We start from the raw sequence: 17,022 nt of genomic DNA on the forward strand, positions 1-17,022 counted from the left end.
TTATGATACTGTAGAAAAAAAGGTTTGCAAATGACTTTGCAAACCTTTTTGATGGAGTGATAGGGCTATAAACTTATTGCCATCCACCACCTAATGCTCTGTACAGTCCTAAACTAGCATTCAGTTGTGCTGTTTTTAAGCTGGTTAAATCTAGTTCACCTTGTAATAGGTTACTTTGTGCGGTAATTACTTCTAAATAGTTGGCCATTCCACTTTTAAAAAGTAAGTCAGAATTTTTAACAGCCAACTGTAAAGTCTCCACTCTATTTTGAGCAATGGCATATTCATTTTTTAGGTTTTCAATCTTCGCTTGCTCATTGCTTACTTCTACAACTGCAGCAATTACCGATTGCCTAAATAACAATACCGATTGCTCTCGTTCTACTTTTGCCAACTCAAATTGAGTTTTGAGTTCTTTACGTTGAAAAATTGGTTGGGTTATCCCTCCACCCACAATACCAAATAGTGAAGCCGGAATGTTAAACCAGTTACTGGCCTGAAAAGAATTTAAACCTCCACTTGCAGAAATAGTCAAACTTGGATAGAGTTTGGCATTGGCCACACCAACTTTAGCATTGGCTATTCTTAAACCCAGTTCCATACTTTTTACATCAGGTCTAATGCTCAATAAAGTTGCCGGAACACCTGTTGCCAATTTTTCTGGCACTGTTAATTGTGCCAATGTTGTAGAACGTTCAATTGCTGTTGGGTATTTTCCGGTTAACTCACTCAATGCATTTTCTTGAATGCTGATTTCTTGACTAAGTTGTGGGATCAATTGAGCTGTTCTTAGTTTTTGTGCTTCTGCCTGTTGAATGGCCAATGAGGTTACCTGACCTGCATCAAACTGCATCTTGATCATTTTTAAGGTATTTTCATTGAGCTCAACATTCTTTTTGGCCACATTTAACTGGGCATCTAACATCAACAAACGATAAAAACCAGAAGCCACTTGCGCCACTATTCTTGTTTGCACCGCTTTTTTTACCTCGGCCGATTGTAAATAAGTAGCATAAGCCGCATCTTTTTGTCGACTAATTTTACCCCAAATGTCTGCTTCCCAACTTAAAGCCAAATTGGCATTGTAATCTTCAATATGGGTAGTTTTCAGAAACTGCGAAGTACTTAAACCATTGATGCTATTATCAGATGGTCTGCTCGAATTGGCCGTAACCTGTAAATTCAATTGGGGTAAATTACCCAATTTAGCTCTTTTCAAGATCAGCTCTGCGGCATCAATATTCTTGATCGCTATTTGTAGATCAAAATTTCTCACTAATGCACTATCAATCAATTGTTGAATGGCAGGTGTACCAAAAAAGTCTTTTACAGGTAAAGCACCAATGCTATTGGTATCTGTAACAGTGCTGTGCCTAAAATTAACAGGCACATCTTTGATGGGGTTTGTGATGTCTTTTGTAATGCTACAGCCACTTAAAATTAGCAATAACATTACCAAAGCACTATTTATAGTTGTCTTCATTTTCTTAATTTATTTATTGAACCATTTGTTTAACCACTCTGCTACCAAGGGTAAAAACTCATTTAAAACCGTTGGTTGTTGAGTTGACGAGGAAGTGTTTTGATTAGTGTCCATGATCTTCAATTTGATGATTTGCATTAGCTACCGCAGCAGGTACGCCTTTGATTTTTTCTTGTAAATGTTGGAAGATGACAAACAGTACAGGGATGATGAATAATCCGAGTAGGATACCCGACACCATGCCTCCTGCTGCTCCAATACTAATAGAATGGTTACCTTGTGCTGATGGGCCTGTAGCAATGCTCATTGGGAACAAACCTACAACGAATGCAAAAGAGGTCATCAAGATTGGTCTGAGCCTTAATTTTGCAGCTTCAATTGCAGCTGCTACTAAGGTTTGTCCTGCCCTTCGGCGCTGGGCCGCAAACTCGACAATCAAGATGGCGTTCTTAGCCAATAAACCGATGAGCATGATCAAAGCAACCTGAACATAGATGTTGTTTTCTATACCTGTAAAACCGATGGCAATAAATACACCAACAATTCCGGTTGGGATAGATAAGATAACCGCCAATGGCAACACATAACTTTCGTACTGCGCAGCCAATAAGAAGTAAACAAATATCAAACACAAGATAAATACTACCGTTGATTGGCCATTTGAAGAAATCTCTTCTCTTGTTTGACCTGAAAATTCAAATCCATATCCTGCAGGCAGTTGTTGTTTGGCCACCTCTTCAATTGCTTTAATGGCGTCACCAGAACTGAACCCTGGTTTAGGAATTGCATTGACCTGAATAGAGTTAAACAAGTTATATCTTGATACCGTTTCTGAACCATATACTCTTGATAATTTAACCAATGTATTGATTGGTACCATCTCTCCCGATCTATTCTTTACAAATACACGTTCAATTGCAGTTGGATCTGCCCTATCTGCAATATCTGCCTGTACAATTACACGGTAGTATTTACCAAATCGATTAAAATCTGAGGCCTGTGCACTACCGAAATAGGCTTGCATGGTTTGTAGAATGTCCCTCACATTTACACCCAATTGGTTCGCTTTATTGTCGTCGACCTCTAATTGCAGTTGTGGATAATCGGCTTTGAACGAGGTAAAGGCTACCGCGATTTCTTTACGTTTCATCAACTCGCCAATAAAGTTATTGGCAATACCGCTAAACTTATCTAATTTACCACCTGTTTTATCTTGCAACACCAGATCTAGCGCTTCCACATTACTAAATCCGGGTACGGTTGGGAAACTGAACACAAAGAAACTGCCCTTGCTAATGGCACCCAGTTTACCTCTAATTAAATCCATTACCCCATTGATGTCTTTGACTTTACCTCTTTCTTTTTCGGGTTTAAGCAATACAAATACCACAGCCGATGATGGACTGGTTGAATTGGTTAACAAGTTAAAACCAGTAATGGCCGTTACAAATCTCGATGCATCTAATTTTTCGAGCTCTGCTTCTGCTTGTTGCATTACACTAGAAGTTCCACTTAACGAAGTTCCAGATGGCGTGTTTACGGCAATGGCAATAAAACCTTGATCTTCTGTTGGAATAAAGCCTGTTGGTGTTCTTTTCACCATCCAAATGGTAGCCAGAATAACAATAGCCAAGCCTCCCATACTCACTACTTTATTTTTGATCAAAAATTTCAAACCACCAACGTATTTACCTGTCATGGCATTGAAACTTCTATTGAAACCTGCAAAGAATTTCTCTTTGAAGCTTGTTTTTGGCTGATCTTCATGACCAGCATGATTACTTTTCAAAAATAAGGCAGCCAACGCCGGACTTAAGGTCAATGCGTTTATCGCCGAGATGATGATAGCAGTTGCCATGGTAAAGGCAAACTGTCTGTAGAATACACCTGTAGAACCTTCTAAAAATCCTACTGGTAAAAATACGGCCGACATGACCAAGGTAATGGACACAATTGCTCCACTAATTTCGTGCATGGCCTCGTGGGTTGCCGATTTTGCGTCTAAGCGTTTGTGTTCCATTTTTGCATGAACGGCCTCCACTACTACAATCGCATCATCTACCACAATCCCAATGGCCAATACCAAGGCAAATAGGGTTAACAAATTGATGGAGAAACCAAACAACTGCATAAAGAAGAAAGTACCTAGAATAGCAACAGGAACGGCAATGGCAGGAATTAAGGTAGATCTAAAATCCTGTAAGAAAACAAATACCACTAAGAACACCAATATAAAGGCTTCTACTAGCGTATGCTCTACTTGCTCAATAGATTGATCTAAAGCAACTTTTGTACTGTAAAAGATATTCTGTTTAATGCCTACTGGAAAATCTTTTGCCGATTTTTCCATCAATTTATTAATGGCAATCTGAATTTCGTTGGCGTTTGAACCTGCCAACTGAATAATTCCAATTACAATCCCTTTTTTACCATTTAAACGGGTTAAACTGTTGTACGAGTAAGAACCAAATTCGATCCTTGCCACATCCTTTAAATGTAAAATAGAGCCATCGGCATTTGCACGGATCGCAATATTTTCATACTCATCAGTTTTGGTCAGTTTTCCTTTGTATTTAATTACATATTCAAAAACTTCATTGCTTTTTTCACCAAAACGACCTGGAGCCGCTTCCAAACTTTTATCTTGGATGGCAGCCATTACTTCGTTTGGAGAAATTTTATAGGTAGCCATTTGAGCCGGATTAAGCCAAACTCGCATTGAGTAATCTTTAACCCCTCCAAAAATACTGGCCGCACCTACTCCTGGAATTCTTTTAATCTCTGGAATGATATTGATTTGTGCATAGTTGGCCACAAATGTTTGATCGTATTTGGCCTCATCTTCGGTGTACATGCCAATAGCCATGATAAAGCTATTTTGTTGTTTTGCGGTGATGATCCCTTGTTGCACTACCTCACTTGGCAATTGACTGGTGGCTTGTGCCACACGATTTTGTACGTTTACCGCAGCCTGATCTGCATTGGTACCCAATTTAAAGTAAACAGTGATAGCCAATGTACCATCGTTACTTGCAGTAGAGCTCATGTAGCTCATGTTCTCTACCCCATTGATTGATTCTTCTAATGATGGGGCTACCGAACGCAAAACGGTTTCGGCGTTGGCACCAGGATAATTTGCAGTAACCAGAACCGAAGGTGGTGCAATATCTGGAAACTGTTGGAGTGGTAATTTGGTAAGGCTCAGTACACCCAAAATCACCAATATAATGGAGATTACGGTTGCCAACACTGGCCTTTGTATAAATATTTTAAACATGATCGTTATTAGATTATAATTGGGGATTAATTTTTAGCAACTTTCTCAATTGCTTTTTGAGGAACAATAACAGCACCTTCTTGCAAACGGTCTAATCCGCTTACTACGATCTGTTCTCCTGCTTTTATACCATCTTTTACCAAGTAATTGATACCACTTTTACCTACAATAGTGATGGCCTGTTTTTTAACTTTATTGCTATCTGCCAGGGCAAACACAAAGATTTTATCTTGAATTTCAACAGTTGATGCCTGTGGAACCAACATGATGTTGTTGTGTGCAAGGGCTAATCTAACTTTACCTGTATTACCAGACCTCAATAAACCTTTGCTGTTGGTAAAACTTGCTCTTAAAGTAATGGCACCAGTTGTTTTATCAAACTGACCATCAATCATGTCAATTTTACCTTCAACCGGGTATAAAGTCTGATCTGCTAGTACCAATGATACTGCAGGCAAATGTTTAATTCGATCGGCTACCGATGTACCTTGATATTTAGCATTAAAGTTCATAAAATCGTTTTCTGCCAAAGAGAAATACACATGTACTTCATGCACATCAGAAAGTTGTGTCAATGCTTCTGGATCTGCAGGGCCAACTAAACTTCCTTGTTTTTTTGGAAGTCTACCAATATACCCAGCAATTGGCGCTTTGATTTGGGTATAGGCCAGGTTGATTTGTGCACTATTTACACTGGCTTTGGCTTGCTCTACATTTGCCAGCGCAATTTGATGAGCGGTTTTGGCGGTTTGTAATTGAAAAGCTGATACTACTTTATTTTGTACCAATGGCATTAACTTGTCTACTTCTAATTGTGCATTTAAAACTGCAGCTTGTGCGGCTTGCAATGCTGCTTTGGCATTATTTAATTGTGCTCTAAATGGCAATTCAGAAATTTGGAACAGCAATTGGCCTTTGCTTACCAATTGACCTTCGTTAACATATATACGATCAATTGTACCAGCAATTTGTGGTCTGATTTCTAGATCTGCAGCACCTTCTATAGCTGCCGGATAGTCTACAAAAGTTTTTTCTGAACTTTCGCTTACCGTAATTACCGGTAACGCTGGTGCAGGTGCTGCTGCCATTTGCTCAGGTTTGCTGCTGCAACTGGCCAAGAATAAAACGATAGTAATAGCAACTAAGATTATCCACTCGTTAAATAATTTAACATTGTTAGATAATGAGAGAAATTTGGATATATTATTCATAATTATTGGGGATTTTAATGTTTACTTTACGTTAATAAATTAATCTAACAGTGTTAAATAGAAATTGAAAAAAATTTTAATCGTTTATAGTAGCAATAATTGCTTTGATCGCTCCTATTAAGATTTGCTGATTGATCTCTTCGCCTGTTCCCTTTTGTACCAGGTTAATAGAAATTAAACCATGAATAACAGACCAAAAAGTATAATACTTTAAACAAACAATATTTTCTGGTACTGGATCTTTGGTAATCAATTTTGCAATTTCCTCATTAAAAAGCCTAGTGGTATACTCTGCTTCTGGTAACGATTTTTGCAACTCACAACAGTTCATGTCTACGCCAAACATGAGTTTGTACAATTCTTTTTCTTCAAAAGCAAAATTCCAGTAAGCAACCCACATGGCTTCTAATTGTGCAGCAGTTGTTGTTTCGCTTTCTTTTGCTATTTTAATTTTGATACCTAGATTGATGTAACCTTGTCTGGTCAATTCAATTAGGATACCTTCTTTATTAGAGAAATATTCGTAAATAATTGGAGCAGTGTATTCGATTACATCTGCAATTTTGCGCATGCTTAGGGCATGCCATCCTTCTTGTTTTACGATTTGTAAAGCAGCGTCCAAAATACTTTTTCTGGTTTCGTCTTTCTGACGCTGTATTCTTTCCTTACTTCCCATGATTTGTTAAATGATATAAAATAATCTAACACTGTTAAGCAAATGTATAAACACTTTTAAAAAAGCATATCATCCATTTGTCAGATAATTTATAAAGTGCTTTTAATTGATTTCTTGATGCTTTTTTCTGGATTCTTTTTAATTGTTTTCTTCAACTTGGTCCACTGTTCGTCAAAGAAATCGCAAGCCATATAATTTACACCTACCCTTAATGCCTTTAATCCACTTACACCTTGTAGCTCTTCTAAGTCTAATGTTTCCAGATCGTCTTGTAAAAACCCTTGCTCCTGTAAATATTTAATGTATTCTCTATACTCTAGTGCCTCGTAATTGTTAAAGTACACCAATGCAATTTTACCTGGTTGGGTTAAACGCTCATCAGTTCCTTTAACCAGCACTTTGTCTATTCTTTTCTTTACCACCTCATAGCGAATATTGTAAGCCCCTTCTACGTCAAACCTCCGCTCATCATTTCTAAAGCTAATGTCTATTGGATTAGAATGGATAAAGATCAATTGTGTGGTTAATAAAGCTCTTGGCATTTGGCTCACCAAACTATTGGTTAAACGGGCTACTTCTACCATGGCCGTTAATTGCCAAAGGCGAATGTTTTTGAGGTATAAGAGATCGAAAGGGACGTCTGGCGCAATATCCTGACCAATATAAATATCGTATTCTACCCCATCTGTTCTGAACTTTGCAAAATAACAAGGGTATGATGATTGTAAAGTTTGTTGGGCATCCTCTAAATACTCGCTCACAGCGGTATTGATAAACTGCATCGAAGTTTCTAGCGTTCTTCTATTTTCAAAAGCTACCCCATTTTCAGTATTGATGCTTTCAAAATAAGATTGAATAAGCCCACTGGTTTGCGGATGTCCTTTTTCAATGTGTTTTAACATTGGGTAAACTTCCAATTCCAGAAACTCATTCAATAATGCCTCTTCACTTGAACTGATAAAATCTTCAATCCTTTTGAGCCAATCTCTGCAATTGAACAAAATTTTATCAATCAGATCTAGTGGAATAATTACCCTTAGCTCATTTAATGTTTGACATAAAAGGGCAATCTGTATTTTTAGGTCTTCTTTTAAGGCGTAGTTTCGCTCTATAGTTGAATTGCGGATATCTATTGCACCAAATAAGGGATAAAGTCCTTTAAAGGTTACCATTTCTATATCTTGTGCTTTCTTTTTGCCTTTACTGCTTTTTAGAAAATCCCATACCACCTGGTTAAATTTCCATTGCACTGAAGGTTGTAAAGCCGTAAATTTATCTTTCAGCACTTCGTCCATTACCGCATTAAATTCTTCTATCCGGTATTGTAACAGCTGCCCTAACAAAGGCATGGCCGAATGTAACCTAGACAATAACCTTTCGTCAACTTCTAGCTCTTCTTTAGAATAAATCTCGAGTATACCAGCCAATTGGTTGTTGTAATAGATAGGTAGGAAAGAATAAGAACGAACACCTTCTTTTCTCAGTACATCTAAAAATGGGAATTGCGCTATCTTATCATCTGTAAGGTTATTAAAGAAAACTGGTTTAGGACTTTCTGCATACTCACTGGCCAAACTCTCAAAAGCTTCTTGTTGTAGGTTATATTTCCGACTAGAGTTTAAAAGGATACTTTGGGTGTCTTGCTCATCATCGAAAACAAATTTATTATTGACCTTTAAAAAGGGGAATAAACCAAATTCGATACGGCCATTTCCGGTTAAGGTTTTTAAAGCCTGAATAACATGCTCATAAGCTTCATCTTGATAGGTATGGTTAACCAAAGCATTCCTAATTCCATCAATGGCATGTTGTAAGGTAACATCGGTTAATGTAATTACACTAAAACCATCAAACTTAAAATTGCATAACGGAATGATCGTTTGGAGCAATTCTACTTCATTTCCTTCTTGAATAGCGGCTGCAACCTGCTCGAAATTCAGTGCTGGTATTTTTCCCTCGTATTTAATATCTATAAATTGGCTATAGGCTTTGATGTTATAATAGGTAGTTAGGTTTGTTTCTGGATTGGTATAGGCATAGAGGATATCATTCTTATCTATAGAGGTATAATTATAGAACTTCTCTAAAATCATCCTGTAGATGAACTGCAACTGCTGCCTTTCCTTATTTTCGTCCTCTGGCATATTACTGCGTTCTTTTTGCTCTTTGTGCAACAATAAAAACTCATAAAAGCTATCGGTACTAAAAAATATCTTATTCGGAATAGGCGTGCTTAATGCCCAGTACAATTCTTTTTCGTTGGCCATTAAAGGCGTTAAAATGGTAAAGATCAGTTCTAAGGTATCCTTATATTTTGCCAGATCGTCAACTTCAATGTCATTTCTTAAGGCTTCTTCTCGTTCTATCTTTTCTAACAAGAAGCGATAAAACTCAACCTTTAAGGTCTGCTCTGTTTTAAGTCTACCTTTTAAATAAGCAATCAATGGCCTAAAAGACAAAGTAAACTTGATCTCGCAATTGATATGCTCGTTTTTATTAATCTGAACAACCGTAGTATTCATCTCTTTCTCTAATTAATATCTAAAATTCATCGACACATAAGGATACCATCCCTCTGTCGAATGCCCCATCACAAAACGGAATATTGTTAAAGATGCAGGTGCAAAATATATGCCAGCCCCAACGCCATGGTGCCATTTGTCAGACTCTTCATTATTATTCCAAACCCTACCCACATCATAAAATCCCATTAACCCAACTTGTCCCGGCAACACATAACTCACAAAATCGCCTAATTTGGCCCTTAACTCTAAATTATTATAGAAACTATGTTGCCCCGCAAACCTAAATTGTCTGTAACCTAATAAATTGCCCTGCCCACCTAGAAATTGGTTCTGATAAAAAGCTGGTTTGCCAACTGTAACTCCACCACCAAATCTATCTGCCAATACAAACTTAGCTCTGCCATCTAGGTTTTTATAGAGTGCTATACTTCCTGTAAACTGACCAAACGAGCTGGCATATTTATTTAAACCTTTAAAGGCCGACCATTTAAAATCGATATAACTGCCTAAGGTTGGCAGTATTTCGTTATCTCTGGTATTGTTAATAAAGTTAACAACAACCCCTCCATACCATTTATTTTGGGCTACGGTTAAACTATCGTACGAATGTAATTGAGCCGTATTGGTGATGAAGCGGCCTTCATTATCTTCACGGTCGTATTTATACAATTGAAAACTCGGACCAATGCTAAATGTCGATTTTGGTCTACGCCACCTCAATGTAGATTCTACTTGATAAATGTTAAACCTTGCCCGATAATACTTGATCCGATCGTCAAATTTGGTTTCGTTGCCTACGCCAAAGAAATTTTGGGTATTGTCTGGTGCAAAAGCATCTGCTTTTAAGGTAATGTCTGCTTTGCCTACTGCATTTAACCAGTCGCCACGATAATTAAACCTGAATGCTGTAGTGGCAAATGAATGTAAGAACGAAAAATATTGCGAATTGCCATAAGGTTGTTTCCTAAAACCCGGATTGGTAATCTTAAAGCTCAAACCCAACAATAAACCATCATCAGCATTAAAGCCCGCATTTAGCAAAGTAGAAGTTCTGCTATACATGTCTTTCCCTAAATAAGATACATTACTGGTATCTACCTCTAGTTTTTTACGGAGTTTATTTTGATCATTGCCAGCAAAAGTGGAGTTGCCATTTTTTCTACCAAACAACTGAACACCTCTTGCAGCATTTGGCACATCATAAACTTTTTTACCCTCTCCAGCAATTATTCTCAGCTTAATGTTAGCCGTTTTGTTGTCTATTAAAATGCTGTCATTTCCATCTTTTACGTACAAACGGATTTCTTTGGTAATGGCCGGATCAAAATTTCGACTAAAAATCTCTTCTTTGATATTGCCTTCTTTAGAAATTTTATTGATCTGTACTTTTAAATGTTGGTTGGCAGAATCTGTAATTAAAACACGTTCGTTTTTATTACTGGTTTGGATATCTACAACCCGATTAAAGAAATGGTAATACTCGTTCATCAATTTTGGCAATGATGCTCTTCTTTCTTTTAATCTTATTAAAAACTGATCGTGACGCAAACTGTAATTAGGTTCTGGTAGTCTTTTTAAAGCTTTTTCAAAAACATCGTCTGTTAATTTTGCACAAAAATCTGCAATCACTTTATCCCATTCGGCTTCGGTAAACTGCGACATTAACCTGCTGTTCATCGCTCTTCCTTCCCACAAAAACCAATCTATATTTTTAATCCCTCTCTCATAGCCCTGCATCATTGGTAACAATGAAGAACCTTGGGCATAACGTTGGATAAAACCATCAGAACTATAAAAAACTTGATCGCGGTCTCTAGGTACAGCTAAATATTTCTTTCCTTTTTCGGTCTTTTCAGGGAACCATCTCCATTGGTCTTCGTGCCTATCCCAATCGCCCAATAAAACATCTAAAGCCCTTCCCCTAAGTAATAAGGCTGCATCGTAGGTATTGTCGTTGTCATCATCTAATTTCTTAAACATTTTGGCGGTATTATCCGAATCGCCAATGGGTTCACGTTCTTCTAACAAACAAAGGGTATTGGCAAAAGCGCCCATATAATCGCCAAGGTTAGAATCTGGAGAAACCCAACCAATAATTGGTGTACTGTGCGGAACATCAACAGCTTTGGCCAAAGTAGGTACCACCAATGCACCAAAAGGATGTTGGGCCGACATGTTGTCTTTTAAAATGTCTTTGGCAAAGGTTTGTCTCAATCCCTGCGGCAATAATACTTCAGGATATTTCTCTACACTTCTTAATACCCATTCTTTGCCCTTTTTATCTTTCAAACGCAATGATCTGGATTGGTTCCCTCCACCTAATTGTGTGGGTGTTAAACCTCCATGTATTTCAGAAATCCGCAATACAGGCACTTTGGTATCCATTGCGTAGTCTTTACGGTAGTTTTCGCCAAAAAGAAAACGGTGAAATTTACCTACACTATCATAAGAAGGATGGATTTTGATGCTAATGCTGTCTGCTTTGATGACCTTGTATTCGCTTTTTTGCTTGGCCATGATCTCTTTATAAGGTTGCACATACGTAAATACCTTTACCACACCTGTATCTGCGTAGATGTAATACTCGTAACGCATGTTGTTATTGCGCAACTGATCGGCAATGACATAACCCTGTCTCATTTCATTGAACAATGAATTTTTACCCAATTTATTAGGATTCATTTTTGAACCAGAACCACTTACAATCTGCAATTGTTTGCTTTTAATAAGCTGTAACCCATGTTCGTGCCCTGCCACATAAATTACATTTGGTTTATTGCCAAAAACACCATTGATACTCTTGATCATGTCCTTATAAAGTGGGTGTTTTAAATCCTCAGGACTTAACATGGTAGAGCGTAAAAAAGGATAAAGTGAACCAATTATTGGCAATGGGATATATAGGTTTTTGTTCAATAAGGTTAATGGGAACAAATGGTTTCTCCAGGTGAAATATCCGCCATGCGAACCATAACTCTGAAATGGATGATGCGAAGCCAACAAGATAATTTTATCTCTATTCTGCTCCATCAAATCTTCCATTCTAGAAAGTACCTCGTCTTTAGTTTGGCAGTCGCAATCTGCACCTGGATTGGCTTTGTTGTAGGGAAATAACCACCATTCGCTATCGTAAGCAATTACGGTCAATTTATCACTCAGTTGAATGGCAACTGGATCTGGGCAACCATTTGATGGAATGAGTTTTAAAAGCGGATCGTTAAAAGAAGCTAAATAATCACTCTGTGCTTGTATTTTTGCCAAACCATTCGGACCCGATTTATCCCAATCGTGGTTACCCGGAATAAAATAAACCGCTGCACCAGCATCTCGCATAGGCTGAAACTGCGATTGTAAAATCTTGCTGGTTTCCTTAAAATCGCCAAAACCCGGAATGGCCATACCAACCGGATAAATATTATCGCCCAAATAAAGTGTAGTTGTTTTACCCTTGATGACATGTTTGGCGGCATTTTTTAGCGATTCTTTCTGGCCATCGTTCATTTCTCCGGCATCACCAATCAAAATTACCCTATACTTTATCGAGTCTTGCGCAAAACCAGCAAAAGCCTGAAGTAAACATAAAATAAAGAGTAGCTTTTTTAACATATTGATAGTTTGATGTTTAACAAATTTATGGTTTTTTATAATCGAACCTTAAGATATTTCCCAGTTGCGTTTCGCTGCCTTCATTAGAAATATAGAGGTTACCATTTTTATCAAATGCAATCCCCTCTGGCTGATTGAAGGTGTTGGAACTTAAATGATATACATTTTTAACTTTCCAATTTTGGTCTGTTACCAATAAAGCCTTATTTACCGACGAAACAATGTACCATTCTTTGGTTAATGGATTAATAGCCAATGCTGATGGATGGAAAGTGCCTTTTTTCTTGCCAGATAATTTATCTACTTGGCTCACATCAACACTAAATGTTCCCTTTGGTTTTATAGAACCATCCTTTTGTAAGCTCAAAATATAACCACTAGTTAATTTGGTGCCTTTGTCTTGTTTACAGTTTTTACAAAGCACATAGATATTTCCAGAAACCTCATCAGCAAACATTCCTTCGTACTCTCCTTTGGGTACCAAACCTTTGGTTTCTCGCACATTTGTAGTCTCTGGTTTGCTAGTTTCGCTTATTGGCAATGAATAGAGGTCGCCATTACTTTTTAATACAATTACCCAACCTTGCGCTATCGAGATATCTTCGTAATCGCCTTTTTTACCAAATTTGGTAACTGTTTCATTTTTTGTACCCAATGGTAATTTAAATACACTTCCATCTTCATCCATCTCTGCGTACACGATTTTATTGTCGCCTTTATCAAATGCGATACCCGAAATTTCTTGTAGAATATCGGGCATACTGTATTTTAAAGGTTTATCTAAATTGTAGCCCATCGGACTTGTTTCGCCCTTTGATTTCTTTTCTACACAAGACAGTCCGGTTAGTGTGACCAAAAATGCCAATACCACAAGTAATAGCACATAATTTTTCCGGGTTTTAGTTTTTGAGCTGTTGATCATCTGATTTAGCTTTTAACAATTCATAAATACGATATTGAGATTGGATCGGTTCCTGTTTTGTTACGATTGGAACATTAATCATTTTGTCATTTATTACTACAGACTTAACATTATCTGCAAGCTGAAGTTTTAAAATAGATTTAATTTCTGTTTGGATCTGTGCATCTAAGATTGGAAAACACACTTCAATCCTTCTATAAATATTTCTATTCATCCAATCTGCCGATCCCAAATACACTTCTTCCTTACCTTGGTTATGAAAGACAAATACCCTGCCATGTTCTAAATAGCGGTCTACGATCCTATTTACTTGAATGTGTTCGCTCATTCCTTTTACACCCGGAATTAACCTGCAGATACCTCGAATAATCAGGTTGATTTTAACCCCAGCTTGCGATGCTTCATACAATTTGGCAATCAGCACTTTTTCTTCTAGGTTATTTAGTTTAATGGTTATTGCTGCACTATTTCCTTGTTGTGCCTGCTCAATTTCTCGTTGTATCAATTCGATAAATCTTTGTTGCAGGTTAAATTGGGCCACTAAAAGATAGTTGAACTGAATGAGATTGGCATCAGTTGGCTTTACTCTTTTAGCCAAGAATATAAAGAGCAATTCCATTTCTCTCAACATTTCCTGATGGGCTGTCATTAAAATATGGTCTGTATAAAAGTTGGCCGTAGTTTCGTTAAAATTACCTGTAGCAAACAATCCTGTGTAAACTTTACGTAAACCTATTTTTCGTTTAACCAGTGCTATTTTGGCATGTACTTTTAGTGCAGTAACACTGTAACTAATTTCAACCCCCACCTCTTTCATCTTTTTTGCCCATTTAATGTTATTGGCCTCATCAAAACGTGCCTTTAGCTCTACCAGCACAAACACTTTTTTGCCGTTTTTGGCGGCACTGATTAAGGCATTTACAATCTTTGAATCGGAAGCTACTCGGTATAGTGTTACATAAATTTCTTCTACACTAGGGTCTGTTGCGGCCTCATTAAAAAAGCGCAATACACTATCATACGATTGATACGGAGGATTAATTAAGATATCTCTTTCTAAAATCTCCTCGTACAACGATTTTCCTTTTGTTACAGCAGGATAATATATTTTAGGCCACGATGGGTTGGAAAGGTCTGGAATATTTACTGGAAATGACGATAGATCTTTTAGGTTGTGATATTGGCCACCAGCCACCAAATTGGCATTTTGTAAATTCAATTTATCAGTTAACAAGGCAATGGTTTCTTGCGGAACACCTGGTTGATATAGAAAGCGGGTAGCCAAGCCAAAATCTCTTTTCTGCAATTGTTTTTCAATTTGTTCTGCCAAATTGCCAGCATATTCGTCCTTTAAGTCAATTTCTGCAGTGCGGGTTATCTTAAAACTATAACAGCCCTTAAGCGCTGCATCTTTAAAAAGTACCGCTAAGTTTGCCCTAATGATATCATCTAAAAGCAGTACAAAAGTTTCTTTACCTTTGATCACTTTGTAAAATCGTGGTAAATGGCTAGATGGGATATTTAAAATAATGGTTTGCGGTGCTCCATTTTGAACCAAGTCGATTAAAAAATAGAGTTCGTTATTATCTGGAAAAAATGAGGATTTGGCTTCGCCCAAATTAACAGGCTGTAGAAAAGCCAACACCTGACTTAAAAAATATCTACAAACTTCTTCCTCCAATTCTTTTGGAATAGCCGTACCATATACAAAATTGATCTGCTGCTGCTGAAGCTGTGGAATAATGGTCTCTTTTAAAATGCGTCCATAAGCTTGTTGTTGGCTTTGAATGGCTTGATTTGCTTTTTCTAACAAATCATCAGCTACAGCGATGGCATTGTTCTCTTTTTTGCTCAATTTGGCCAAAGCCAATAACACAGGCATCCTTACCCTATAAAATTCGTCTAAGTTTGAAGAATAAATGGATAGAAATTTAATCTTTTCTAGCAAAGGCACAGTTGCGCTGTCGGCCTCTTGTAAAACCCGTTCATTAAACGACAGCCAACTTAGATCCCTATCAAAAAATTCGTTTTCAATTGTTGTACCCGACATCTTAATTTAGTTTTCCGTAGGCAATATAAGAGGTTACATAAGCTAAAACTGCGGCAATTAAGCCAAACATAAAAATGTTGTAAGCAATCCTGATCAATTTATATTTTCGGCCCAATACTACGCCCTGAGAGTATACATCGGTAATTAAGGTGCCATATAAAAACTCATTATCGTTCATCACTTTTACCATTCCTTTGGCATAATCGCTTAAGGCCATTTTATAAAAATTGCCAAAAAACAAGAGATTTACTTTTTTGCGTTCCAAATCATTATCGGTAAATACCCCATCTGGAATGGATGGTCTGGTAGCCAAAATTGAAAAAATGATGGTAGATAAACTCACCATTAACAAAATAAAGGTAGGTACAATTAAAAAGGCGTTGTCTTCCAATCTCCGTAACACCAAACTCACAATTAAAGATAGGATAATGGAGTTTACCGTAATCAGCAATTGTGCTTTATTATCGGCCATATCGCTTAAACGCTGGTTGTTAGAAGAAGTAATCCTAAACATCGTTTCAATGCCTTTATCTGGTCGCTCTTTGTCTTTCTGTTTCAGTAACTTTTCAGTTTTTTCATCATCAGTGTTACTTACTTCTTCTACAACAATCTCCTTTTCTTCTTTAACCCTGCTTTTTAACCATTCAATGTTTTTTTCTTTTTGTTCATTTAACAGCAACATGCAATAATCGGTATGGTAGTGTTGTTGTTCTAAAAACTCAATATCTTTTTTACGCCATTCATTTTTACCAATATCTTTATTGTAAAGCAGCTCCACTTCTTTGTGCATCAGTTTTCGCTTGTCTTTAAATTCTGCTGTACCTAAATGAAAAAGGTCTCCATCACATAAAATGTTCTCTAAAAGATTGGTTGGTCTTTGCGGCATTTTTGTAGAAAGGATCACCTGCATGATGGCGTCTCGCATTTCTGCTGGCACTGCTTTATTTTTCAGAAACTCTACTGCTAAATCGGCGCCTTTGGCTTCATGGTTCTGGGCATCTTCAAAATAACCTGTATCATGAAACCAAGCTCCAGTAGTTACAATAAAAAAATCTTTATCGTTTAACTGATAATGATTGGCAATTTGCATGGTGGCATTCACCACGTTTTGCGTATGTTCTAAGTTATGATAAACCAATCTTGCATCGTGATGGGTATGGAAATATTCCAATACATGCGCTTTCACTTCTTCCTGCAATTGTTTGTAATTCATATGGATGTTTTGGCGTTTTAAAAATTTAATTACCTCATAAAATGATAGCAATTTTCAAC

General features: G+C 37.3%; 9 protein-coding genes. All 9 read right to left on the reverse strand.

Translation table 11 applies throughout. The features are described from left to right. Positions 1-73: 73 nt before the first annotated feature. Entirely contained in the window at positions 74-1,483 is a 1,410-nt protein-coding gene (locus AQF98_RS04510; protein WP_055130740.1) for an efflux transporter outer membrane subunit, read from the reverse strand. Between the two features lie 103 nt (positions 1,484-1,586). Then, positions 1,587-4,760, reverse strand: a complete 3,174-nt coding sequence (locus AQF98_RS04515) for an efflux RND transporter permease subunit (protein WP_055130741.1) — start codon at positions 4,758-4,760, stop codon at positions 1,587-1,589. Between the two features lie 26 nt (positions 4,761-4,786). After that, on the reverse strand, positions 4,787-5,971 hold the full coding sequence (locus AQF98_RS04520; RefSeq protein WP_055130742.1) for an efflux RND transporter periplasmic adaptor subunit: 1,185 nt from the start codon (positions 5,969-5,971) through the stop codon (positions 4,787-4,789). 76 nt (positions 5,972-6,047) lie between these two features. Further along, the gene (locus tag AQF98_RS04525; RefSeq protein WP_055130743.1) at positions 6,048-6,647 is read right to left on the reverse strand and encodes a TetR/AcrR family transcriptional regulator; all 600 of its coding nucleotides are present in this window, start codon (positions 6,645-6,647) and stop codon (positions 6,048-6,050) included. 89 nt (positions 6,648-6,736) lie between these two features. Then, the gene (locus AQF98_RS04530; protein ID WP_055130744.1) at positions 6,737-9,169 is read right to left on the reverse strand and encodes a GAF domain-containing protein; all 2,433 of its coding nucleotides are present in this window, start codon (positions 9,167-9,169) and stop codon (positions 6,737-6,739) included. A 12-nt stretch (positions 9,170-9,181) separates the two neighbouring features. After that, positions 9,182-12,778 carry a BamA/TamA family outer membrane protein gene (locus tag AQF98_RS04535; protein ID WP_082434903.1) on the reverse strand — a complete coding sequence of 1,199 codons (3,597 nt, stop codon included), beginning with the start codon at positions 12,776-12,778 and terminating at the stop codon, positions 9,182-9,184. Positions 12,779-12,803: 25 nt separating this feature from the next. Next, a complete protein-coding gene (locus AQF98_RS04540; protein WP_055130745.1) occupies positions 12,804-13,700 on the reverse strand; it encodes an SdiA-regulated domain-containing protein in 897 nt (298 codons plus the stop codon). Further along, positions 13,678-15,750, reverse strand: a complete 2,073-nt coding sequence (ppk1, locus tag AQF98_RS04545; protein WP_082434904.1) for a polyphosphate kinase 1 — start codon at positions 15,748-15,750, stop codon at positions 13,678-13,680. Before ppk1 ends, AQF98_RS04540 begins: the two co-directional genes overlap by 23 nt. 1 nt (position 15,751) lies before the next feature. Next, entirely contained in the window at positions 15,752-16,963 is a 1,212-nt protein-coding gene (locus AQF98_RS04550) for a Pycsar system effector family protein (protein WP_055130746.1), read from the reverse strand. Between the last annotated feature and the right edge of the window lie 59 nt (positions 16,964-17,022).

The organism is Pedobacter sp. Hv1, from assembly GCF_001412215.1.
In the GTDB taxonomy this organism is placed as follows: Bacteria; Bacteroidota; Bacteroidia; order Sphingobacteriales; family Sphingobacteriaceae; genus Pedobacter.

What these genes read in the sequence shown, in the direction of transcription:
- AQF98_RS04510 (WP_055130740.1), bottom strand. Translation starts at nt 1,483, where the DNA reads ATGAAGACAACTATAAATAGTGCTTTGGTAATGTTATTGCTAATTTTA.
- AQF98_RS04515 (WP_055130741.1), bottom strand. Translation starts at nt 4,760, where the DNA reads ATGTTTAAAATATTTATACAAAGGCCAGTGTTGGCAACCGTAATCTCC.
- AQF98_RS04520 (WP_055130742.1), bottom strand. Translation starts at nt 5,971, where the DNA reads ATGAATAATATATCCAAATTTCTCTCATTATCTAACAATGTTAAATTA.
- AQF98_RS04525 (WP_055130743.1), bottom strand. Translation starts at nt 6,647, where the DNA reads ATGGGAAGTAAGGAAAGAATACAGCGTCAGAAAGACGAAACCAGAAAA.
- AQF98_RS04530 (WP_055130744.1), bottom strand. Translation starts at nt 9,169, where the DNA reads ATGAATACTACGGTTGTTCAGATTAATAAAAACGAGCATATCAATTGC.
- AQF98_RS04535 (WP_082434903.1), bottom strand. Translation starts at nt 12,778, where the DNA reads ATGTTAAAAAAGCTACTCTTTATTTTATGTTTACTTCAGGCTTTTGCT.
- AQF98_RS04540 (WP_055130745.1), bottom strand. Translation starts at nt 13,700, where the DNA reads ATGATCAACAGCTCAAAAACTAAAACCCGGAAAAATTATGTGCTATTA.
- ppk1 (WP_082434904.1), bottom strand. Translation starts at nt 15,750, where the DNA reads ATGTCGGGTACAACAATTGAAAACGAATTTTTTGATAGGGATCTAAGT.
- AQF98_RS04550 (WP_055130746.1), bottom strand. Translation starts at nt 16,963, where the DNA reads ATGAATTACAAACAATTGCAGGAAGAAGTGAAAGCGCATGTATTGGAA.